This window comes from Streptomyces sp. NPDC087906, from assembly GCF_055584925.1.
Window position 1 is genome coordinate 269,324 of sequence record NZ_JBVJLC010000008.1, and the last position, 22,327, is coordinate 291,650.

The following is a 22,327-nucleotide window of genomic DNA, read 5'->3' on the forward strand; positions in this document are numbered from 1 at the left end:
GGCGCGGCGAACAGGGCCTGATGTCACGACCCGACCCTGGCACCCGTCGGGGGAGGTCCGGCTGACACAATGAGGCGGGGCTTGTGCATCCATTCACAAGATCCCGCTCGCCAGCTCACCACCCCCTGACGAAGGTGCCTGACCCGTGGACATCAAGACCGCATCCGCCCTCCACCGCCTCCGGCTGGTCTCGGCGCCCGAGGCCGTGTCGTTCCTGCTGCTGCTCGTCTGCTCGGTGCTCAAGCGCACCACCGACTTCAACGCGGTCCCGGCCATGGGCATGATCCACGGGGTGCTCTTCGTCCTGTACGTGCTCTTCTGGCTGGACGCCCTGCGGGTCACCACATGGACACGCGGGAAGGCCCTGTTCTTTCTGGTGCTGTCCGTGCTGCCGACCGGCGGTTTCTTCGCCGAGCGCAAGCTGAAGCACGCCTCCGCCGACGCGGTCATCGCCGCGCGCGCCCGCCGCGAGGGTACGGTGAACGCATGATCGTCGCCTTTTCCGTCTCCCCGCTCGGTGCCGGCGAGGACGTCGGCGAGTACGTCGCCGACGCCGTGCGCGTGGTCCGCGAGTCGGGGCTGCCCAACCGCACCGACGCCATGTTCACCTCCATCGAGGGGGAGTGGGACGAGGTGATGGACGTCGTGAAGCGCGCCGTCGCCGCCGTCGAGGCCAAAGCCCCGCGCGTCTCGCTCGTCCTCAAGGCCGACATCAGGCCGGGCGTCACCGACGGCCTCACGTCGAAGGTCGAGACGGTGGAGCGACACCTCCGTACGAAGTAACCGCCGGACGTAAAGCGCCTCACTCGGACGACAGCGGTCGACACGCCAGGGAACGTCCCCTTGTGTGGGTGATATGTCCGAGTACGAGTACGACCTTCATAGCTGCCTCGCCGGCCCGCTCGACGAACCCGACCCGGCCGCCGCCTACCGGGTGCAGTACCGGAGTCTGCTCGCACAGGAACCGCACCGAATACGAGCCGTCCTGCTGATGACGCTCGCGCCGCTGCTCTCCGGCGTGCTGCTGGTCTACCTGGTCTGGCCGAGCCACCGCGTCGAGCGGGTCGGCGGCGACCGCTGGCTGATCGCCTTCGACCACGTGATGCTGGTGTCGATCGGCGCCATCGCCTTCTTCATGCTGGTCAACGTCGCCTCGATCGCGCACGCCACGATGGTCGCCAGGGACCCCGTCCCCGTCCCCGCCGAGGTCGGCACCCGCGTCGCCTTCCTCACCACGTACGTGCCGGGCAAGGAACCGCTCGCCATGGTGCGGGCCACCCTCGAAGGCGCGGTCCGGCTGCGGCACTGCGGACCGCTCGACGTCTGGCTCCTCGACGAGGGCGACGACGAGGCCGCCCGCGCGCTCTGCGCCGAGCTGGGCGTACGGCACTTCACCCGCAACGGCGTCCCCGAGTGGAACCGCGCGAAGGGCGTGCACAAGGCCCGTACCAAACACGGCAACTACAACGCGTGGCTCGCGATGCACGGCGACGCGTACGACTACTTCGCCTCCGTCGACACCGACCACGTGCCGCTGCCGAACTTCCTTGAGCGGATGCTCGGTTACTTCCGCGACCCGGACGTCGCCTTCGTCGTCGGACCGCAGGTGTACGGGAACTACGACTCGCCCGTCACCAAGGCCGCCGAGTCGCAGCAGTTCCTCTTCCACGCCCTGATCCAGCGCGCGGGCAACCGCTACCACGCGCCGATGTTCGTCGGCACCAACAACGTCGTACGGATCAAGGCGCTCAAGCAGGTCGGCGGGCTCTACGACTCCATCACCGAGGACATGGCCACCGGCTTCGAGCTGCACCGCACCAGGAACCCGCTCACCGGCCGGTTCTGGCGCTCCGTCTACACCCCCGACGTGCTCGCCGTCGGCGAGGGCCCGGCGTCCTGGACCGACTTCTTCACCCAGCAACTGCGCTGGTCGCGCGGCACGTTCGAGACCCTGATCAAGCAGTACTGGAAAGCGCCGTTCCGGGTGCCGCCGGGCCGGCTGCTCAGCTACACGCTGATGCTCGTCTACTACCCGATGACGGCCGTCAACTGGTTCCTCGGCATCCTCAGCTCCGTCCTGTTCCTGTGGCTGGGCGCCTCCGGCACGCAGGTGTCGTCCGAGGTCTGGCTGATGCTCTACAGCGACGCGGCGGCCCTCCAGGTCGGCCTCTACCTGTGGAACCGGCGGCACAACGTCTCGCCCCACGAGCCGGAGGGGTCGGGCGGGCTCGCCGGCATGGCGATGTCGGCCCTGTCGGCGCCGATCTACCTCCAGTCGTTCGGCTCGGCGCTGCTGCGCACCCGGGGCCGCTTCGTGGTCACCCCCAAGGGCGGCGAGGCCAGTCCCGACCGGCTGATGACCTTCCGGCTGCACCTCTTCTGGGCCGGTGTGCTGGTCAGCTCGCTGATCGCGTCGGTCTTCCTCGGCCACACCCATGCCGCGATGCGCACCTGGGCGGTACTGGCACTGGTCATCTCGCTCGCCCCGGTCGCGATCTGGCTCTGGACGAGCAGGCAGGACCGGCTCGCCGGCCGGGCCCCCGCGCCCGCCGCGGGCCCGCAGGACACCGACATGGCCACGGACCCGGGCGGAGAGCCGCGACCGGCGTTCGCCACGACGACGACAGGAGGGAACTGAGCCATGGCCTACCGGTACCGGCCGTCGAAAAAGCTCAAGAAGACACTGATCGGCGGTGGCGCGCTGGTGGTTCTCGCCGGCCTCAACGCCCCCGCCGCTGTCTCCTTCGCCGGCGACAAGTACCACGCGTACAAGATCGCGCAGCCGGAGTACAAGGCGCGCTACGGCTCCTGGAGCCTGCTCGACGTTCCGCGCGAGTACCGGGTCAACGCGATCCACGCGGCGCTGCTGCACACCGGCAAGGTGCTGATCATCGCGGGCTCCGGCAACAACCAGAAGAAGTTCGACGCGGGTTCCTTCGACACCGTCCTGTGGAACCCGGCGGACAACACCTTCAAGAAGATCCCCACGCCGGTGGACTTCTTCTGCGGCGGCCACAGCCAACTCCCGGACGGGAAGCTGCTGGTGGCGGGCGGCACGGCGCGCTACGAGGTGCTGGACGGCACCGTCAAGCGGGCCGGCGGCGGTATGCGGGTCAAGAACGAGAGCCCCGACAAGGCCGTCACCTTCAAGAAGGGCACCCGCTTCCGCTCGCCGTCCGGTGTCGAGTACGTCAGCAAGTTCCCCGTCACCGTGCCCAAGGCCAAACGGGAGTTCAAGGTCAGTTACGCCAAGGGCGGCCGGATGCTGCCGTGGAAGACGAAGATCACCGCCGGTGAGGCCCGGGTGTTCGTGGAGGCCGCGGAGAAGGGCCCGCAGGCGCTGACGACCGAGGCGGCCCAGTACGAGATCGAGGGGCTGCGCGGCAAGGACGCCGACAACCTCTACGGGCTCGCGCAGAAGCTCACCACCGAGAAGCAGGACTTCCAAGGCATCAAGGAGGCCTACGAGTTCGACCCGACGGCCGAGCGGTACATCCCCGTCGACCCGATGAAGAAGGCCCGCTGGTACCCGACGCTGGTCGGCCTGGACGACGGGCGGGTGCTCGCGGTCTCGGGCCTGGACGACGTCGGTGTCGTACAGACCGGTGACAACGAGATCTACGACCCGGCCGCCAAGACCTGGAGCAAGGGGCCGTCGCGCTACTTCCCGACGTACCCGGCGCTCTTCCTCACCAAGGGCGGCAAGTTGTTCTACTCCGGCTCCAACGCCGGTTACGGACCTGCCGAGAAGGGCCGCCAGCCGGGGCTGTGGGACCTCGGCACCAACACCTTCACCCGGGTCAACGGGCTCACGGACATCGACCAGACGGAGACGTCGGCTTCGGTGCTGCTGCCGCCGGTGCAGGACCAGAAGGTGATGGTGCTCGGCGGCGGCGGGGTCGGGGAGTCGTCCAAGGCGACGCCCAGGACCGGCATCGTGGACCTGAAGAAGGACAACCCCGCGTTCCAGGAGGGGCCGAGGCTGCCGCAGGGCACCCGCTACCTCAGCAGCGTGCTGATGCCGGACGACTCGGTCTTCACCACCGGCGGTTCGTCCAACTACCGGGGCCGCAGCGCCAGCGACATCCACAAGGCGCAGTTCTTCGACGCGAAGACCAACGCGTTCCGGCCGGCGGCCGATCCGACCGTGGGGCGCAACTACCACTCCGAGGCGCTGCTGCTGCCGGACGGCCGGGTGGTGACGTTCGGCTCGGACCCGCTCTTCGACGACGCGGACAACACCAAGCTCGGCACGTTCGAGCAGCGGGTGGAGATCTACACCCCGCCGAGCCTCCAGGGCGGCAGGGCGGCGCGGCGCCCGGTGCTGGGGGAGGGGCCCCGGCAGACCGACCAGCAGGGCAGGGCCCGGTTCAGGACGGCCGATCCGGGCGCGATCGTCAAGGCGCGGCTGATGCGGCCGAGCGCGGTCACCCACACCACGGACGTGGAGCAGCGGTCGATCGCGCTGGACCTCACCCGGCAGCGGGACTCGGTGACGGTCGACGTGCCGAAGGACCGCACGCTGGTGCCGCCCGGCTGGTACATGCTGTTCGTCACCGACGCGGACGGGGTGTCGTCGGTGGCCAAGTGGATCCAGGTGACGGGCTGAGACGCGGGCCCGGCGCGGGGAGTGTCAGCTCTTCGCGCGGCGGGCCAGGCCGAGGGCGTAATCCGGCCACCAGGTACCGGCGGCCGGGCCGCCCCGGCAGGGGCCGTCCGAGTCGCCGGGCCGCTTGATCCACAGATACGCGTCGAGGAGTTCGTTGCCGGTGTTGGTGGACGGCGGGGTGCCGAGCGCCCGGCCAGGCGGGTTGCACCAGGCTTCCGCGCGGTTGCCGGGCAGCGGCCCCGCGCCGTTGCGGCTGGTGTCCATGACGAAGTGCGAGCCGCCGAGCAGCCCGGAGAGCTGCGTACCGAACAGCTTGACGCGGTCGTTGCTCTGGAAGTTGGACACGTTGAGCGAGAACCCGTCGGCCACGTCGACCCCCGCGCGCCGCAGCGGCCCGGTCAGCCGCGCCGGGTCGGAGATCCAGGCCGGGTTGCCCGCGTCGAGGTAGACCCGGGTCTTCGGCTGCCGCTTCAGCCGGTCGACGGCCTGCGACAGCAGCTCGTACCGCTCGGCCTGGCCCTGCGGGGGCGTACAGCCGTCGGCGATGTGCGGCAGCGCGTCCGGCTCCAGGATCACCACGGCAGGGGCGGCGCCGATGGCGCCGGCGAAGGCGCCGATCCAGTCGCGGTACGCCTGCGCGTCGGGGGCGCCGCCCGCCGAGTACAGGCCGCAGTCGCGGTGCGGGATGTTGTACGCGACGAGGACGACGGTGCGCCGGTGCGCGGCGGCGGCCCGGACCGCCCGCTGGATCTCCGGCGCCGGGTTGTCGCCGGCCGGCCAGTCGGCGACGGGGCGCTCCGAGATCCGCCGCAGGTCCTTCGCCTCGGCGGCGCGGCCCTGTTTGCGCCGCAGGACGACCTCGCGGGCCGCGTCGCTGTCCGGGTCGACCCAGAACGGCGAGTCGGCGGCGGGCGCCGCCTCGCCGTTGGCCACCGAGAGCCCGGCCTGGGCGCCCGGGTCTTCGCCGGAGGACGGCGACGAGCAGCCGGCGACGCCGAGCAGCGCGGCGAGGGCGGCCGCCGTCAGCGAGGCGGCGAGCGGGCGGCTATGCGGTCTGCGGCCGGACATCCAGCCCCCTTGGGCGACGGCTCCGTAACGACAGGACCGGCTCATCGTGACATAAGGGGCATCTCGCCCCGGGAGCGACACCAGCGGACCGTGCGCCCTGGGCGATTCGACCGAACTGCGAGACAAGGCTGACCAGCATATGACCTGTGGGTAGGGTCGGAGCCGTGCCGAAGCCGCTGAGCCTCCCCTTCGATCCCATCGCACGCGCCGACGAACTGTGGCAGCAGCGCTGGGGGCCGGTGCCCTCCATGGGTGCGATCACGTCGATCATGCGCGCCCAGCAGATCCTGCTCGCCGAGGTCGACGCCGTCGTCAAGCCGTACGGGCTGACCTTCGCCCGGTACGAGGCACTGGTGCTGCTCACCTTCTCCAAGGCGGGCGAGCTGCCGATGTCGAAGATAGGCGAGCGGCTGATGGTCCATCCGACCTCGGTCACCAACACCGTGGACCGGCTCGTACGGTCCGGGCTCGTCGGCAAGCGGCCGAACCCCAACGACGGCCGGGGCACCCTCGCGGCCATCACGGACAAGGGGCGCGAGGTCGTCGAGGCGGCCACCAAGGACCTGATGGAGATGGACTTCGGCCTCGGCGCCTACGACGCGGAGGAGTGCGCGGAGATCTTCGCGATGCTCCGCCCGCTGCGGGTCGCCGCCGAGGATTTCGACGCCTGACCGCCGTACCGACCGGTCCCGCCGGACGGGCCCGCGAGCGGGCCACCCGCGCGAAGATCGCCCGGAACGGGCGGTTACGCTCGTTCCCATGAAACGAAGCGTGCTGACCCGCTATCGGGTCATGGCGTACGTCACGGGCGTGCTGCTGGTCCTGCTGACTCTCGGAGTCATCGCCAAGTACCTGCTCGACATCGACGGGGCCGACGGCTTCGTCGAGATCGTCGGTATCGCGCACGGCTGGCTCTACATCGTCTACCTGGGCGTCGCCTTCAACCTCGGCTCCAAGGCCCACTGGCCGGTCGGCAAGCAGCTCTGGGTGCTGCTGGCCGGTACGGTCCCGACCGCCGCCTTCTTCGTGGAGCGCCGGATCTCCCGCGAGCTGGAGCCGCAGATCGCCGGTACCGCCCCGGAAGCCGTCAAGGTCTGACCGGAACCGCCGCGAGTACGGCTCGCGGCGGCCAGGCGTCGACATTTACTCGGACGTCCTAGTAAATTTGACTCCATGGACGGTAGGCACAGCACGCAGGGCAAGGACGGCACGAGCGCTGACGGCGCGGGCACCGACAGTGCGGGCACTGACGCCGTCGAGGAGGGCCGCCGCCGCTGGCAGGCCCGCTACGACAAGGCCCGCAAGCGTGACGCCGACTTCAGCACGCTCTCCGGTGATCCGGTGGAGCCGGTCTACGGGCCGCGGCCCGGAGACACCTACGAGGGGTTCGACCGGATCGGCTGGCCCGGCGAGTACCCCTTCACCCGAGGGCTCCACCCGACCGGCTACCGGGGCAGGACCTGGACCATCCGCCAGTTCGCGGGGTTCGGCAACGCCCAGCAGACGAACGAGCGCTACAAGACCATCCTCGCCAACGGCGGCGGCGGGCTCTCCGTCGCCTTCGACATGCCCACCCTGATGGGCCGCGACTCCGACGACCCGCGCTCGCTCGGCGAGGTCGGCCACTGCGGCGTCGCCATCGACTCGGCGGCCGACATGGAAGTCCTCTTCGGCGACCTGCCGCTCGGCGACGTCACCACCTCCATGACCATCAGCGGCCCGGCGGTCCCCGTCTTCTGCATGTACCTGGTCGCCGCCGAACGGCAGGGCATCGACCCCGCCGTACTCAACGGCACCCTCCAGACGGACATCTTCAAGGAGTACATCGCGCAGAAGGAGTGGCTGTTCCAGCCCGAGCCCCATCTGCGCCTGATCGGCGACCTGATGGAGCACTGCGCCGCCGAGATCCCCGCCTACAAGCCGCTGTCGGTCTCCGGCTACCACATCCGCGAGGCCGGCTCGACGGCCGCGCAGGAGCTGGCGTACACCCTCGCCGACGGGTTCGGGTACGTGGAACTCGGCCTCAGCCGGGGCATGGACGTGGACGTGTTCGCGCCCGGCCTCTCCTTCTTCTTCGACGCGCACCTCGACTTCTTCGAGGAGATCGCCAAGTTCCGCGCGGCCCGCAGGATCTGGGCCCGCTGGATGAAGGAGGTGTACGGGGCGCGGACCGACAAGGCGCAGTGGCTGCGCTTCCACACCCAGACGGCCGGTGTCTCGCTCACCGCGCAGCAGCCGTACAACAACGTCGTACGGACCGCCGTCGAGGCGCTGTCGGCCGTGCTGGGCGGCACCAACTCGCTGCACACCAACGCCCTGGACGAGACGCTGGCGCTGCCCAGCGAGCAGGCGGCCGAGATCGCGCTGCGCACCCAGCAGGTGCTGATGGAGGAGACCGGCGTCGCCAACGTGGCCGACCCGCTGGGCGGTTCCTGGTACGTGGAGCAGCTCACCGACCGGATCGAGGCCGACGCCGAGCAGATCTTCGAGCAGATCAAGGAGCGCGGGCTGCGGGCGCACCCCGACGGGCAGCACCCGATCGGCCCGATGACCTCCGGCATCCTGCGGGGCATCGAGGACGGCTGGTTCACCGGCGAGATCGCCGAGTCCGCCTTCCAGTACCAGCGCTCGCTGGAGAAGGGCGACAAGCGGGTCGTCGGCGTCAACGTGCACCACGGCTCGGTCACCGGCGACCTGGAGATCCTGCGGGTCAGCCACGAGGTCGAGCGCGACCAGGTGGCTACGCTCGCGGACCGCAGGGCGGCCCGCGACGACGCCGAGGTGCGCAGGACGCTGGACGCGATGCTCGCGGCTGCGCGGGACGGCTCCAACATGATCGCGCCGATGCTGGCGGCGGTCCGCGCGGAGGCGACGCTCGGCGAGATCTGCGGCGTGCTGCGCGACGAGTGGGGCACGTACACCGAGCCGCCGGGCTTCTAGCACTTGTCCGACGAGCCGGTCGTCTCCCTTTGGGGGGCGGCCGGCTTCTTCGTACGCCTGTCCCGGCCGGTCGTCTGGCCAATACCTCTGCGTGAGAGGTAAAATCGATGGCATGGCCACAGAGGAGTTCCCCGACGCGCTCGCCGGCGTGCTGGCGGGCATCCAGCGGATGATCCGCCGCAAGCTGCGCGCGGGTCTGCCCACGCCCGCACCGCCGGTGCGCGGCATCGCGCTGCTGCGGCTGGTCGCCGCCAGGCCCGGGATCCGGGTCTCGGACGCGGCCAAGGAGCTGTATCTCGCGGGCAACTCGGTCTCCACGCTGGTCAACCAGCTCAGCACGGCCGGCTATCTGATACGCGAGACCGACCCGGCCGACCGGCGCTCCGCCCGGCTGCTGCCCACCCCCGCCGCCGTCACCCGGCTGCGCGACTGGGAGGCCGCCCGCGGCGCGCTCGTACGCGACCAGTTGGCCCGGCTCACCGAGGAGGACCGGGCGGCCCTGGCCGCCGCCCTCCCCGCGCTGCGCAGGCTCGCCGAGAACCTGCATGAGGAAGTGGAGGGGACATGACCGAACCGACGGGTCCCGACGCCGTCACGCTCAACAACCTCGCATACACCTTCGACGAGACCAAGGCCGTCGACGGCCTGGAACTGACGGTCGGCGCAGGCGAGGTGTTCGGGCTGCTCGGACCCAACGGCGCCGGCAAGACCACGGCGATCCGCTGCATCACCACCCTGCTGCCGGTGCCCGAGGGACGGGTGCTGGTCTTCGGGCACGACGCGGCGAAGGAGAAGATGGCGGTGCGCCGGCTGCTCGGCTACGTACCGCAGCAGCTCTCCGCCGACGCCGCGCTCACCGGCCGGGAGAACGTCTCGCTGTTCGCCCGCGTCTTCGACGTCAGCCACCGCGAACGCAAGGCGCGCGTCGCCCAGGCGCTCGCCGCCGTCGATCTCGCCGACGCCGCCGACCGGCTCGCCAAGACGTACTCCGGCGGCATGATCCGCCGGCTCGAACTCGCCCAGGCCCTGGTCAGCGCCCCCCGGCTGCTCATGCTGGACGAGCCGACCATCGGCCTCGACCCGATCGCCCGCACCAGCGTGTGGGAGCACATCAACGCCGTGCGCAAAGCCACCGGTATGACCGTCCTGGTCACCACGCACTACATGGACGAGGCCGACCAGTACTGCGACCGGCTCGCCCTGATGCACCGGGGCAGGATCCACGCGCTCGGCACCCCCGAAGAGCTGCGGTCCGAGCTGCGCGAGCGGCAGCGGGCCGCAGGCGACAAGAACGCCGCGCCGACGCTGGAGGACGTCTTCCGGGACGTCGCGGGGCGCGGCCTCGACGAACAGGGAGGCGATTTCCGCAGTGTCCGAAGCACCCGCCGAACAGCGACCCGCGTCGGCTGACGCGTCGCACCCCCTCGAACTGGATCTGCTGCTCTCCCCGCCGCGCGCCCGCACGGGCTGGCGGGTACTGGCCGCCAGGATCGGCGCGATGTGCGTGGTCGAGCTGCAGAAGCTGCGGCACGACCGTACGGAGCTGTACACCCGCGCCGTGCAGCCCGCGCTGTGGCTGCTGATCTTCGGTGAGACCTTCACCCGGATCAAGGCGATCCCGACCGGCGGCATCCCGTACATCGACTATCTCGCGCCCGGCATCATCGCCCAGTCGGCGATGTTCATCGCGATCTTCTACGGCATCATGATCATCTGGGAGAGAGACGCCGGGATCCTCACCAAACTCCTGGTCACCCCGACGCCGCGGTCGGCGCTGATCACCGGCAAGGCGTTCGCCGCGGGGGTGAAGGCCCTCATTCAGGCCGTCGTGGTGATCGTCATCGCCGCGCTGCTCGGGGTGGGGCTCACCGGGAACCCGCTCAGGCTGCTCGGGGTCGCCGTCGCGGTGATCCTCGGCTCGGCCTTCTTCTCCTGCCTCTCGATGACCATCGCGGGGATCGTGCTGACCCGCGACCGGCTGATGGGCATCGGACAGGCCATCACCATGCCGCTGTTCTTCGCCTCGAACGCCCTGTACCCGGTGGCGATCATGCCGGGCTGGCTCCAGGTGCTCAGCAAGATCAACCCGCTGAGCTATCAGGTCGACGCGCTGAGAGGGCTGTTGCTCGGCACCTCGTCCCATCTGCTGCTCGACTACGGGGTGTTGGTGGCCGCGGCGGCTGCCGGCATCACCGCCGCCTCCTCGCTGCTCGCCAGACTGGCGAGGTGACGCACCCTCAGTTCACGGCGCCGGCGGTACGTCGAGGGCTCAGGGGGCCGTCCCGGGGAGCGCTTCCGCGCTCCCCGCGCCGGTGATCCCCGACACCAGCAGGTCCGTGAACCGGCGTGCCCACTCGTCGTCCACCGGCTCCGCGCTCACCAGCGTCCGGTGCACCACGGCCCCCGCCACCACGTCGAAGATCAGGTCCGTGTCGCGGGCCGCCGTCTCGGGATCGTCCCCGGCCGGCAGCTCGCCCCGGCGCCGCGCGCGCTCCCGCCCCTCGTGCACGAGGCGCTTCTGCGGGTCGACGATCATCGCGCGGATCCGGGCCCGCAGCGCCGGGTCGCGGGTCGACTCGGCGACCACGGCCATCAGCGCCGTCCTGGTCTCCGGCCGCTCCAGCAGCGCGGCGAACTGGAGCACCACGCCCCGCACGTCGGCCGTCAGGCTGCCCAGGTCCGGCACCTCCAGCTCGTCGAAGAGGACCGCGACCGCGTCCACGACCAGCTCGTTCTTGCCGGGCCAGCGCCGGTAGAGCGTCGTCTTGGCGACCCCGGCCCTGGCCGCCACGTCGCCCATCGTCACCTTCGACCAGCCGAGCTCCACCAGCGCCTGCCTGGTCGCCGCGAGGATCGCGGTGTCCGTCTCGGCGCTGCGGGGGCGGCCTGTCGTACGTCCCGTACTCGACATGACGGTGACCATACCGGCCGGTAGGCATGGTGCTGTGAGCCAGTTCACGGCCATTTCCCGCCCGCTCCCCGCCCCGCGCAGTTACGCTACGACCCGTAGCGAAAGCCCTCACCGGCTCTCCGCGACAACCACTGGCGCCGGGTGGGGACCCGGCGCCGCGGAACGGTTTTCTGAACGCTTTTCTGAACTGCGCGCGGAGGGGGGAGGATGTACTCATGCAGCCTAGGAACATGTCCATGAGCGGCGTCGTCGACCTCGCCGCGGTGAAGGCGGCCAACGAGGCCAAGGCGAAGGCCGAGCAGGCCCGCGCCGAGGCGGCCCGCGACGGCGGCGCCGCCGCCGTACCCCCGTCCAGCCTGGTGATCGACGTCGACGAGGCCGGCTTCGAGCGCGATGTCCTCCAGCGCTCCGCCGAGGTACCGGTCGTCATCGACTTCTGGGCCGAGTGGTGCGAGCCGTGCAAGCAGCTCAGCCCGGTGCTGGAGCGCCTGGCGGTCGAATACAGCGGCCGGTTCGTCCTCGCCAAGATCGATGTCGACGCCAACCAGATGCTGATGCAGCAGTTCGGCATCCAGGGCATCCCCGCGGTCTTCGCCGTGGTGGCGGGCCAGGCGCTGCCCCTCTTCCAGGGCGCGGCCCCCGAGACCCAGATCCGGCAGACGCTGGACCAGCTCATCCAGGTGGGCGAGGAGCGGTTCGGGCTCACCGGCATCGCCGTCGACACCGAGGCGGCCGGCGAGCAGGGCGAGCCGCAGGCCCCCGCCGCCCCCGTGGGGCCCTACGACGCCCTGCTGGAGGCCGCGGCGCAGGCCCTGGACGCGGACGACTTCAGCGGCGCAGCGCAGGCGTACCGCAACGTCCTGTCCGACGACCCCGGCAACACCGAGGCCAAGCTCGGCCTCGGCCAGGCCGAACTGCTCGGCCGGGTGCACAGCCTGGACCCGCAGCAGGTGCGCAAGGACGCGGCCGAGGCGCCCGACGATGTCGAGGCGCAGCTCGCGGCGGCCGATCTCGACCTGTACGGCGGTCATGTCGAGGACGCCTTCAGCAGGCTGATCGAGACCGTGCGCCGCACGGCGGGCGACGACAGGAACGCGGCGCGCGTACGGCTGCTGGAGCTGTTCGAGATCGTCGGCGACAACCCGCTCGTGACGTCCGCGCGGCAGTCGCTGGCGCGCGTGCTGTTCTGAGCGCGGTTCCGTCGGCGGCCCTCCTTCTCCGGCGGTGATTTGGCGACACGACGACACCGGCGGCCGTATTTTGCCAAAACTTGGCAAGTACGGCCGCTGTTACTCGCAGTAGAGCGCCCCCCTTCCTCTGTCCTGATTTGTGCGGCAATCGCACCATCATCGCGACGGGGCGATTGCACCCTCTGTGCCGAGTTGATGCCTCGCGGTCGTCACCCGGTTATCGGGGCGTTACTAGCCAGTAACGAACCCCCTTGTGTCATGAGCTGGAATGCACCACGATCGGCGACGCTCGGTCCAATACCGCACCGGCACGGTCACCAGCCGCGCCCGTCGGCCTTGGGTCCCCACCGGGTGGACCGGCGGGTGCCCAGCACCCCCGGCCCGGACAGGGGGGTTCCTGCCCACCGGCAGGGCCTGTCCAGAGGTTGCGCGAAGGCGTGGCCAGTGGTTGTCGCTCGGGGGTGATCGCCGGTTCTTCGGACGCGGTTCGCGCCTCTACGGAACAGGCGCTCTCCTTCCCGAGGACGTAGCACTTCTCCCATCCCAGGACGGGCTCCGGCCCGGTCCGGAGATGTACGTCCGAGAAGGAGGACATTGATGGAGTCCCTAGTACGTGGTGGGACCAGATGGAAGCGGTTCGCCGTCGTCATGGTGCCGAGCGTGGCCGCGACGGCCGCGATCGGTGTCGCGCTGGCACAGGGGGCGCTGGCCGCTTCGTTCAGTGTGTCGGGCCAGAGCTTCAAGGTCAGCGCCGACAAGCTGGACGGCCGGGGGTTCACCCAGTACGGCAGCATCGACACGGGCACGGACCTCAAGGGCAACAAGAGCGCCAACCCGGTCGCCGTCTCCGGGTTCACCTCGGCGAAGATCACCAACATGTGCCAGTCGGTGGTCACACCGGATGTGCCGATCTTCGGCAGCATCAGCCTGCAGCTCAAGGCCGGTGGCGGTGCGACCCCGGTCAGCGCCAAGAACCTGTACATCGATGTCGCCGATCTGAACGCGAACGCGACGTTCACGAACATCGACATCGGTGTGGCGGCGGGCGAGACCAAGGGCGCCGGTATCGCGCCGGGTGACAAGGGGAAGGCCAACCCCTACGGCTTCGCACAGCAGGCCGAGCGGGCCGTGCTGACCGATGTGAAGCAGACGGCGTGGGCGACCACCGCCGGCACCTTCAAGCTCAGCGGTCTGAGCATGAAGCTGTTCAAGGGCACCAAGGAGTGCTACTAGTGCCCCTCCCGGCAAGCTCTGCCCTGTCGGGCAAGCATGGCCGGTCGCGGTACTAGCACCCCGTCCGGCGGGTGGGGGAAGACTCCACCTCCCTTGCCCGCCGTCCCCCTTCTTCTTCTCACGGCAACGCCGGTTCCAGGGAGCTGTTTTCCATGAGCGCCGAGTCTTCGCGCAGCGGTGGCGGATTCACGTACTGGCGGCTGCGCTTCCGCGTCTGGCGGGGCACCCGGCCGTTCTGGGCCGGCCTGTTCACCCTGTTCAGCGGGCTGCCCATCGCCTACTTCCCGTACGCACACCTGCACCTCGGCAACCTCACACTGGCCATGGCCACCACGGCGGGTGCGGGCTCGCTGATCATCGGTGTGCTGCTGGTGACACTGGGGCTGACGATGTGGTTCCACAGCATCGTGCGGGTGTTCGCCGGCGTCGCCACGATCCTGCTGGGCCTGGTCTCGATACCGATCTCCAACATCGGCGGATTCGTGATCGGCTTCCTCTGCGCGCTGATCGGCGGAGCCCTGTCGATCTCCTGGGCGCCGCCGAGGCCGGCCGAGCCGACCGTACGGCCCGACATCCCCCAGCAGGCGCCCGAGCCCGAGGGCGGACTCCCGGGCAGCGCAGGGCCCGGGGGCGCGGCTCCCAGCGACAGCGGCGCCGATCCCTACTTCCCCGCCTCGTACGGTCCCGGTCCACGTGACGGGGAGAACCCGAACGTGCCGGATACGACAGCCCATGCCTACGGTGGGAGGAACAGTGCGGGGTGACGAAGCGCAGCCGGTCACGGCCGGGGCGGACGGTCTGCGGGCGAGAGGAGGGCCGCGCCACGCGGCCCCCAGGAAGTCGCTCCTGACCAAGCTTCAGATACCGGCGGGCAAGGCGATGGCGCTCGCCGCCGTTCCCACGGCGGTCTTCGTGGGCATGGGGCTGACCCCGCGGCTCGCGCTGGCGGACTCCAACAAGGACATCCCGTACGCGCCGGGCCCCTGTGTGACCCGCTCCGACGAGCCGAGCGAATCCGCTTCCTCCTCGCCCTCACCTTCCGCCTCTGACGGGCAGAAGCCCGGAGACTCCGCGTCGCCGGACCCCGCGCCGTCGGCGAGCGGTTCGGCGGGCGGCGGGGACGACGGCAAGGGCAGCGAGCCGAAGCCGTCGTCGAGCGCGTCCGCTTCCGATTCCGCGTCCGACGAGGACAAGGCACCGGCCAAGACCCCGGCGGCGAAGCCGCCTTCGGCCGACTCGGACACGGCGAAGGACAAGGGCCTCCCGGACCCGCTGGGCCTCGGCGGGCTGCTCGGCGGCCTGCTGGGCGGCGGCTCGAAGCCGTCGGACGACCCCGAGCCGACCGCTTCGGCCACCCCGAAGCCGGACCCCTCGACCAGCGCCCCGTCGAAACCGAAGCCGGACAACCCGGTGGGGGACACGGTCGGCCAGGTCGGCGACACGGTCGGGGACGCCGTCGGCGGTACGGAGCAGGCGATCAGGGACGCGGCGGGCCAGGCCGGCGCCGAGGTCGAGGACCTGGGCGACGACGTCAAGGGCACCACCCCGGGCAAGGACGACGACATACCCAAGGGCGCGGACGGCAAGGAGCGCTTCCCCTGCCCGACGGCCGACCCGAAGGCGCTCGCCGACGCCACCCAGGAGGAGGGCATCCCGCTGCTGCCCAACGACCCCTGGACGCTGCGCAGCAGCAACCTCAAGCTGTCCGGGCTGAAGTACGAGGGCATCAAAGAGGTCAGGACGTACGACCAGCGGCTGAAGAAGGTCATGAAGTTCACGGCCGACAGCATCGACATCGGGGACCTGGACCAGTCCGTCGTCTACCCGAACGGTAAGACGGGCCATGTGAAGGCGGCGCCGGGCTCCACGTCCACCATCCGCGGCGGCAAGGTCACGCTGTACACCGAGAAGCTGTCGGGCAACCTGTTCGGACTGATTCCGATCACGTTCAGCCCGTCCTTCCCGCCGCCGATCCAGGTGCCGACCGCCATCTTCACCAACGCGACGGTGACGCAGGCGGGCCAGTTCGGCGGCACGCTCACCGTCCCGGGGCTGCACAACTACATCGACTGACCGGCCCTGGTGCCGACAGACCCCCGCGGGAGCCGTGGTAACGGCTGTGGCCCGCACCCTGGAGACAGGGTGCGGGCCACATGCCGTACCGCGGGTCAGTCGCGGCCCGCGCCGCCGAGGTGGTGCACCCGGACCATGTTCGTGGTGCCGGGGACGCCGGGGGGCGAGCCCGCCGTGATGACGAACGTGTCGCCCTCGTTGTAGCGCTTGAGCTTGAGCATCTCGACCTCGACCAGGTCGACCATCTCGTCGGTGCTCTTCACCCACGGCACGATGAACGACTCGACGCCCCAGCTCAGCGCGAGCTGGTTGCGGGTCGACTCGTCCGTGGTGAAGGCCAGGATCGGCTGGCACGCGCGGTAGCGGGAGAGCCTGCGGGCCGTGTCGCCGGACTGGGTGAAGGCGACCAGCGCCTTGCCGTCCAGGAAGTCGGCGATCTCGCACGCCGCGCGGGCCACCGAACCGCCCTGGGTGCGCGGCTTCTTGCCGGGCACCAGCGGCTGGAGCCCCTTGGAGAGCAGCTCCTCCTCGGCGGCGACGACGATCTTCGACATCGTCTTGACCGTCTCGATCGGGTACGCGCCGACCGAGGACTCGGCGGACAGCATGACCGCGTCGGCGCCGTCCAGGATCGCGTTGGCGACGTCGGACGCCTCGGCGCGGGTGGGCCGCGAGTTGGTGATCATCGACTCCATCATCTGGGTCGCCACGATCACCGGCTTGGCGTTGCGGCGGCACAGCTCGATGAGGCGCTTCTGCACCATCGGGACCTTTTCGAGCGGATACTCGACGGCCAGGTCACCGCGGGCCACCATGATGATGTCGAAAGCCGCGACGACACCCTCCATGTTGGCGACGGCCTGCGGCTTCTCGACCTTCGCGATGACGGGGACCCGGCGGCCCTCCTCGTCCATCACCTTGTGCACGTCGTTGATGTCGTGGGCGTCCCTGACGAAGGACAGCGCGACCATGTCGCAGCCCATCCGCAGCCCGAACCGCAGGTCCTCGACGTCCTTCTCGGACAGCGCGGGGACGTTGACGGCCGTGCCCGGCAGGTTGATGCCCTTGTGGTCGGAGATCACACCGCCCTCGATGACGATGGTCTTGACCTGCGGACCCTCGACGGCGACGACCCGCAGCTCCACGTTGCCGTCGTTGATCAGGATCGGGTCGCCCTTGGCGACGTCGCCCGGCAGCCCCTTGTAGGTGGTGCCGCAGATTGCCTTGTCACCGGGGACGTCCTCGGTGGTGATGGTGAACTCGTCACCGCGCACCAGCTCGACGGGTCCCTCGGCGAAGGTCTCCAGGCGGATCTTCGGGCCCTGGAGGTCCACCATCACACCGACGGCGCGGCCGGTGTCGGCCGCCGCCTTCCGGACGCGGTGGTACCGCTCCTCGTGCTCCGGGTGGCTCCCGTGGCTCATGTTCAGGCGGGCCACATTCATACCGGCCTCGATGAGCGACTTGAGCTGCTCGTAGGAGTCGACGGCTGGGCCCAGTGTGCAGACGATTTTGGAACGGCGCATGAGGCGGATCCTATCGGTTTGTTTCAGCGCGGAATATTCCGACTGGTGGAAGATACAAATGGGCGGGAGGGTGCTCAGGCGTCGACTGTTCGATCCTCGCCGACCAGTGCGAAGGTCTGCCGTGCGATCTCCAGTTCCTCGTCCGTCGGCACCACGGCCACCGCCACCCGGGAACCGTCCGGCGAGACGAGCCGCGGCACGTCGGAACGTACGGTATTGCGCGCGGCGTCCACCGCGATGCCCAGGGTGTCCAGACCTGCGACGGCGGCCTCCCGCACCTCCGCAGCGTTCTCCCCGACGCCCGCGGTGAACACGACGGCGTCCACCCGCCCCAGTACCGCCGTATAAGCGCCGATGTACTTCTTCAGCCGGTGGATGTAGATGTCGAAGGCGAGCTGCGCCGCCGCGTCACCCGCGTCGATCCTGCGGCGGATCTCGCGCATGTCGTTGTCCCCGCAGAGGCCGGTCAGTCCACTTCTCTTGTTCAGAAGTTCATCGATTTCGTCAACCGACATCCCGCCGACCCGCGCCAGGTGGAAGATCACGGCCGGGTCGATGTCCCCGGAACGCGTACCCATCACCAGACCCTCCAGCGGAGTCAGCCCCATCGACGTGTCCACGCACCGTCCACCGGCCACCGCGGAGGCCGAAGCGCCGTTGCCCAGATGCAGCACGATGACATTCACCTCGGCCGGCTCCTTGCCGAGCAGCTCGGCCGCCCGGCGCGAGACGTACGCGTGCGAGGTGCCGTGGAAGCCGTACCTGCGGACGTCGTACGCGTCGGCCGTCGCCACGTCCACCGCGTACCGGTACGCCGACTCCGGCATCGTCGCGTGGAACGCCGTGTCGAAGACCGCGACCTGCGGCAGGTCGGGGCGCAGCGCGCGGGCCGTCCTGATCCCGGTGATGTTGGCCGGGCTGTGCAGCGGCGCCAGCGGCACCAGCCGCTCGATCTCCGCCAGCACGGCGTCGTCCACCACGGTCGGCTCGGTGAACTCCGGCCCGCCGTGCACCACCCGGTGGCCGATCGCCGCCAGCTCGGGCGAATCGATGCCGAGCCCGTCCTGCCGCAGCTCGTCGCCGACGGCCTTCAGCGCGGCCGAGTGATCGGGGACCCCCTCCGTACGCTCCCGCCGCTCGCCGTGCGCCGGCGTGTGCACGAGCCGCGAGGCGCGCTCACCGATGCGCTCGACGAGCCCCGTCGCGAGCCGCGAGCTGTCCCGCATGTCGAGGAGCTGGTACTTGACCGACGAGGAACCGGAGTTGAGCACGAGAACACGGGTGGCGGTCACAGCCTGGGTGCCTTCCGACGGGGCATGGGCGGTCATTCTGTCTCGTCCTGCGCCTGGATCGCCGAAATGGCGACCGTGTTGACGATGTCCTGCACCGTGGCGCCGCGCGACAGGTCGTTGACCGGCTTGCGCAGCCCCTGGAGCACCGGGCCGACGGCCACGGCACCCGCCGAACGCTGCACGGCCTTGTACGTGTTGTTGCCGGTGTTCAGATCCGGGAAGATCAGCACCGTCGCCTGCCCCGCCACCTCCGACTCCGGCAGCTTCGTCGCCGCGACCGAGGGCTCCACGGCCGCGTCGTACTGGATCGGGCCCTCGATCCGCAGATCCGGCCGGGCGGCGCGCACCAGCGCCGTCGCCTCCCGCACCTTGTCGACATCGGCGCCCGTACCCGACGTACCCGTCGAGTACGACAGCATCGCGATCCTCGGCTCGACCCCGAACCGCGCGGCCGTCGCCGCCGCCTGCACCGCGATGTCGGCCAACTGCTCAGCGTTCGGGTCCGGGTTGACCGCGCAGTCGCCGTACACCAGCACCCGGTCGGCGAGGCACATGAAGAACACCGACGAGACTATGGAGGCGCCCGCCTTCGTCCGGATGATCTCGAAGGCCGGCCTGATCGTCGCCGCCGTCGAGTGCACCGAGCCCGACACCATGCCGTCGGCCAGGCCCTCGCGCACCATCAGCGTGCCGAAGTAGTTCACGTCCGCCACCACGTCGTACGCCAGCTCCACCGTCACCCCGCGGTGCGCCCGCAGCTCCGCGTACCGCGCCGCGAACTCCTTGCGCAGCTCCGACCTGGCCGGGTCGATCAACTGCGCGGCGCCCAGGTCGATACCGAGATCGGCGGCCTTCTTCCGGATGGTGTCCACGTCGCCCAGCAGCGTCAGATCGCACACGTCGCGCCGCAGCAGTACGTCAACCGCCCGCAGCACCCGCTCCTCCGCGCCCTCGGGCAGCACGATCCGGCGCCGCTCCGCCCGCGCCTGGTCCAGCAGATCGCGCTCGAACATCATCGGCGTGACATGGCCGCTGCGGGCGACCGACATCCGCGCCAGCAGATCACCGGTGTCCACATGCCGCTCGAACAGGCCCAGCGCCGTCTCCGCCTTGCGTGGCGTCGCGGCGCTCAACTTCCCCTCGAAGGTGAACAGTTCGGCCGCCGTCGCGAACGACCCGCCGGCCACCGACACCACCGGCGTACCGGGCGCGAGCCGCGCCGCCAGGGTCAGCACCGCGTCGTCCGGCCGCTCGTCCAGGGTCAGCAGCAGCCCGGCGATGGGCGGCGTCCCCGCCGAGTGCGCGGCCAGCGCGCCGACCACGATGTCCGCGCGGTCCCCCGGCGTGACCACGAGACAGCCCGGCGTCAGCGCCCCCAGGAAGTTCGGCAGCATCGCTCCGCCGAACACGAACCCCAGCGCGTCCCTCGCGAGCCCCGACTCGTCCCCCAGCAGGACCGTTCCGCCCAGCGCCCGGGTGATCTGCGCCACGGTCGGCGCGGCGAGCGCCGGATCGTCCGGCAAGACGTAACTGGGCACCGGCAACTGCGTTTCGAGCCCCGCGGCGATGGCCTCGCGGTCGTCGGCCGCGACGCGGTTGACCATTATCGACAGCACGTCGCAGCCCAGCACCTCGTACGCCCGGTGCGCGTTGCGCGCCTCGGCCCGTACCGACTCGGCGCTCTGGTCCTTGCCGCCCACCACCGCGATCACCGAGGCGCCGAACTCGTTGGCGAGCCGCGCGTTGAGCGCCAGCTCGTCGGGCAACTGCGTGCCGGCGAAGTCCGACCCCAGCACCAGTACGACCTCGAACTCGCGCGCGACCCGGTGGAACCCCTCCACCAGCCGCGACACCAGCTCGTCCGTACCGCGCTCGGCCTGCAGCGCCGAGGCGGCGCCGTAGTCGAGGCCGAAGACGGTCGCCGGATCCTGCGCCAGCCGGTAGCGGGTGCGCAGCAGCTCGAACATCCGGTCGGGACCGTCGTGCACCAGCGGCCGGAACACCCCGACCCGGTCCACCTGCCGGGTCAGCAGCTCCATCACCCCCAGCTCGACGACCTGCCGGCCGTCTCCGCGGTCGATCCCGGTCACGTACACGCTGCGCGTCACGCGGTGCTCTCCTCGTTCGGTGTTCGTGTCGGCCCGGGGGCGGCGCGATCACCCACCCCTTGACAATGCCTACACAAGTGTATATAGCGGTCGCGTTCAAACCCTGCTAAGGGCGGATGCGCATACTCACGATCCCGCGTGGGAGGATCAAAGCTGGCTCGTTCCCAGAAAAGCACAGCACTAGCGCGCAGGAGATACAGCACGATGCGTATCGGAATTCTCACCGCAGGCGGCGACTGCCCTGGCCTGAACGCAGTGATCCGGTCGATCGTGCACCGGGCGATGACCGGGCACGGAGACGAGGTCATCGGCTTCGAGGACGGTTTCAAGGGCCTGCTCGACGGCCACTACCGGCCGCTGGACCTCGACGACGTCAGCGGCATCCTCGCCCGCGGCGGCACCATCCTCGGCTCGGCCCGCCTGGAGCGCGGCCGGCTGCGCGAAGCCGCCGAGAACTGCGCGGAGCTGGCCCGCCGCTACGGCATCGACGCGCTCATCCCGATCGGCGGCGAGGGCACGCTGACGGCGGCGCGCCTGCTGTCCGACGCGGGCATGCCCGTCGTGGGCGTACCGAAGACCATCGACAACGACATCTACTCCACCGACCGCACGTTCGGCTTCGACACGGCCGTGATGGTCGCGACGGAAGCGATCGACCGGCTGAAGACGACGGCCGAGTCGCACCAGCGCGTGATGGTCGTCGAGGTCATGGGCCGGCACGCCGGCTGGATCGCCCTGGAGTCCGGCATGGCGGGCGGCGCGCACGGCATCTGCCTGCCGGAGCGGCCCTTCGAGGTGGACAGCCTGGTCAAGATGGTCGAGGAGCGCTTCCAGCGCGGCAAGAAGTTCGCGGTCATCTGCGTGGCCGAGGGCGCGCATCCGGCGGCGGGCTCGATGGAGTACGGCAAGGGCGAGATCGACCAGTTCGGCCACGAGCGCTTCGTGGGCATCGGCAACCGCCTGGCGGCGGAGCTGGAACACCGCATGGGCAAGGAGGCCCGCCCCGTCATCCTGGGCCACGTCCAGCGCGGCGGCACGCCGACGGCGTACGACCGCGTCCTCGCGACGCGCTTCGGCTGGCACGCGGTGGAGGCGGTGCACCGGGGCGAGTTCGGCCGCATGGCGGCGCTGCGGGGGACGACGATCCAGATGGTGCCGCTGGCGGAGGCCGTGACCCAACTCAAGACGGTGCCGGAGAATCGGATGTACGAGGCGGAGTCGGTCTTCTAGAAGTTTCCGTTTCGCCGTGTCGCCGTCCGGCGGGGCGTTCTTGGTTGCGGTCCGCTTGTCGGCTGCCGGGTTCCGGGGCCTCCGGAGGGGGGTGTCCGGACTGCTCGATCGCTAGAACTCCTACGCTTTACGTCCGGACACCCCCCT

At 70.2% G+C, this 22,327-nt stretch carries 20 protein-coding genes; 15 read left to right on the forward strand and 5 right to left on the reverse strand.

The genetic code is table 11. The features are described 5' to 3' along the window. Positions 1–145 precede the first annotated feature (145 nt). From ACZ63I_RS24370 to glxA, 4 genes are all read left to right on the forward strand, one after another. A complete protein-coding gene (locus ACZ63I_RS24370) occupies positions 146–490 on the forward strand; it encodes a DUF3817 domain-containing protein (RefSeq protein WP_469341101.1) in 345 nt (114 codons plus the stop codon). Next, complete coding sequence (locus ACZ63I_RS24375; RefSeq protein ID WP_469341102.1) at positions 487–783, forward strand: MTH1187 family thiamine-binding protein; 297 nt, start codon at positions 487–489, stop codon at positions 781–783. The genes ACZ63I_RS24370 and ACZ63I_RS24375 overlap by 4 nt, the downstream gene beginning before the upstream one ends. 73 nt (positions 784–856) lie before the next feature. Beyond that, positions 857–2,638, forward strand: a complete 1,782-nt coding sequence (locus ACZ63I_RS24380) for a glycosyltransferase family 2 protein (protein WP_469341103.1) — start codon at positions 857–859, stop codon at positions 2,636–2,638. A 3-nt stretch (positions 2,639–2,641) separates the two neighbouring features. Continuing rightward, a complete protein-coding gene (glxA, locus tag ACZ63I_RS24385) occupies positions 2,642–4,609 on the forward strand; it encodes a radical copper oxidase GlxA (protein ID WP_469341104.1) in 1,968 nt (655 codons plus the stop codon). 24 nt (positions 4,610–4,633) lie between these two features. On the opposite strand, the gene ACZ63I_RS24390 is transcribed toward glxA, so the two are convergent. Continuing rightward, positions 4,634–5,677: a glycoside hydrolase family 6 protein gene (locus ACZ63I_RS24390; protein ID WP_469341105.1), complete on the reverse strand. Its 1,044-nt coding sequence runs from the start codon at positions 5,675–5,677 to the stop codon at positions 4,634–4,636. 164 nt (positions 5,678–5,841) lie between these two features. Here ACZ63I_RS24390 and ACZ63I_RS24395 point away from each other — a divergent pair, with 164 nt between their 5' ends. The 6 genes from ACZ63I_RS24395 (at position 5,842) to ACZ63I_RS24420 (ending at position 10,847) form a co-directional block, all read left to right on the forward strand. Further along, positions 5,842–6,348: a MarR family winged helix-turn-helix transcriptional regulator gene (locus ACZ63I_RS24395; protein ID WP_469341106.1), complete on the forward strand. Its 507-nt coding sequence runs from the start codon at positions 5,842–5,844 to the stop codon at positions 6,346–6,348. Between the two features lie 88 nt (positions 6,349–6,436). After that, positions 6,437–6,775 (forward strand): DUF3817 domain-containing protein, encoded by a 339-nt coding sequence (locus ACZ63I_RS24400; protein ID WP_469341107.1) that lies wholly within the window; start codon positions 6,437–6,439, stop codon positions 6,773–6,775. 75 nt (positions 6,776–6,850) lie between these two features. Next, positions 6,851–8,617, forward strand: coding sequence for an acyl-CoA mutase large subunit family protein (locus ACZ63I_RS24405; protein WP_469341108.1), 1,767 nt, complete (start codon positions 6,851–6,853; stop codon positions 8,615–8,617). Between the two features lie 112 nt (positions 8,618–8,729). Continuing rightward, positions 8,730–9,185: a MarR family winged helix-turn-helix transcriptional regulator gene (locus tag ACZ63I_RS24410; protein WP_469341109.1), complete on the forward strand. Its 456-nt coding sequence runs from the start codon at positions 8,730–8,732 to the stop codon at positions 9,183–9,185. Beyond that, on the forward strand, positions 9,182–10,027 hold the full coding sequence (locus ACZ63I_RS24415; RefSeq protein ID WP_469341110.1) for an ATP-binding cassette domain-containing protein: 846 nt from the start codon (positions 9,182–9,184) through the stop codon (positions 10,025–10,027). The genes ACZ63I_RS24410 and ACZ63I_RS24415 overlap by 4 nt, the downstream gene beginning before the upstream one ends. Then, positions 9,987–10,847 (forward strand): ABC transporter permease, encoded by an 861-nt coding sequence (locus ACZ63I_RS24420; protein WP_469341111.1) that lies wholly within the window; start codon positions 9,987–9,989, stop codon positions 10,845–10,847. The genes ACZ63I_RS24415 and ACZ63I_RS24420 overlap by 41 nt, the downstream gene beginning before the upstream one ends. Before the next feature lie 39 nt (positions 10,848–10,886). Here the strand turns inward: ACZ63I_RS24420 and ACZ63I_RS24425 are convergent, their stop codons facing one another. Then, a complete protein-coding gene (locus ACZ63I_RS24425; protein WP_469341112.1) occupies positions 10,887–11,528 on the reverse strand; it encodes a TetR/AcrR family transcriptional regulator in 642 nt (213 codons plus the stop codon). Positions 11,529–11,743: 215 nt separating this feature from the next. Between ACZ63I_RS24425 and ACZ63I_RS24430 the strand changes: the two genes are divergently transcribed. The 4 genes from ACZ63I_RS24430 to ACZ63I_RS24445 all read left to right on the forward strand — a co-directional run bounded on the left by ACZ63I_RS24430 (position 11,744) and on the right by ACZ63I_RS24445 (position 16,024). Continuing rightward, the gene (locus ACZ63I_RS24430) at positions 11,744–12,718 is read left to right on the forward strand and encodes a tetratricopeptide repeat protein (protein ID WP_469341113.1); all 975 of its coding nucleotides are present in this window, start codon (positions 11,744–11,746) and stop codon (positions 12,716–12,718) included. A 597-nt stretch (positions 12,719–13,315) separates the two neighbouring features. Next, positions 13,316–13,951: a DUF6230 family protein gene (locus ACZ63I_RS24435; RefSeq protein ID WP_469341114.1), complete on the forward strand. Its 636-nt coding sequence runs from the start codon at positions 13,316–13,318 to the stop codon at positions 13,949–13,951. A gap of 152 nt (positions 13,952–14,103) precedes the next feature. After that, complete coding sequence (locus tag ACZ63I_RS24440) at positions 14,104–14,715, forward strand: DUF6114 domain-containing protein (protein ID WP_469341115.1); 612 nt, start codon at positions 14,104–14,106, stop codon at positions 14,713–14,715. Further along, positions 14,705–16,024 carry a hypothetical protein gene (locus ACZ63I_RS24445; protein ID WP_469341116.1) on the forward strand — a complete coding sequence of 440 codons (1,320 nt, stop codon included), beginning with the start codon at positions 14,705–14,707 and terminating at the stop codon, positions 16,022–16,024. The genes ACZ63I_RS24440 and ACZ63I_RS24445 overlap by 11 nt, the downstream gene beginning before the upstream one ends. Positions 16,025–16,119: 95 nt before the next feature. Here the strand turns inward: ACZ63I_RS24445 and pyk are convergent, their stop codons facing one another. From pyk to pta, 3 genes are all read right to left on the reverse strand, one after another. After that, on the reverse strand, positions 16,120–17,550 hold the full coding sequence (gene pyk, locus ACZ63I_RS24450) for a pyruvate kinase (RefSeq protein ID WP_469341117.1): 1,431 nt from the start codon (positions 17,548–17,550) through the stop codon (positions 16,120–16,122). Positions 17,551–17,624: 74 nt separating this feature from the next. Continuing rightward, a complete protein-coding gene (locus ACZ63I_RS24455; RefSeq protein WP_469341132.1) occupies positions 17,625–18,842 on the reverse strand; it encodes an acetate kinase in 1,218 nt (405 codons plus the stop codon). Between the two features lie 32 nt (positions 18,843–18,874). After that, positions 18,875–20,950, reverse strand: a complete 2,076-nt coding sequence (pta, locus tag ACZ63I_RS24460; RefSeq protein WP_469341118.1) for a phosphate acetyltransferase — start codon at positions 20,948–20,950, stop codon at positions 18,875–18,877. 204 nt (positions 20,951–21,154) lie between these two features. Between pta and ACZ63I_RS24465 the strand changes: the two genes are divergently transcribed. Further along, on the forward strand, positions 21,155–22,180 hold the full coding sequence (locus ACZ63I_RS24465) for an ATP-dependent 6-phosphofructokinase (protein ID WP_469341119.1): 1,026 nt from the start codon (positions 21,155–21,157) through the stop codon (positions 22,178–22,180). Positions 22,181–22,327 lie beyond the last annotated feature (147 nt).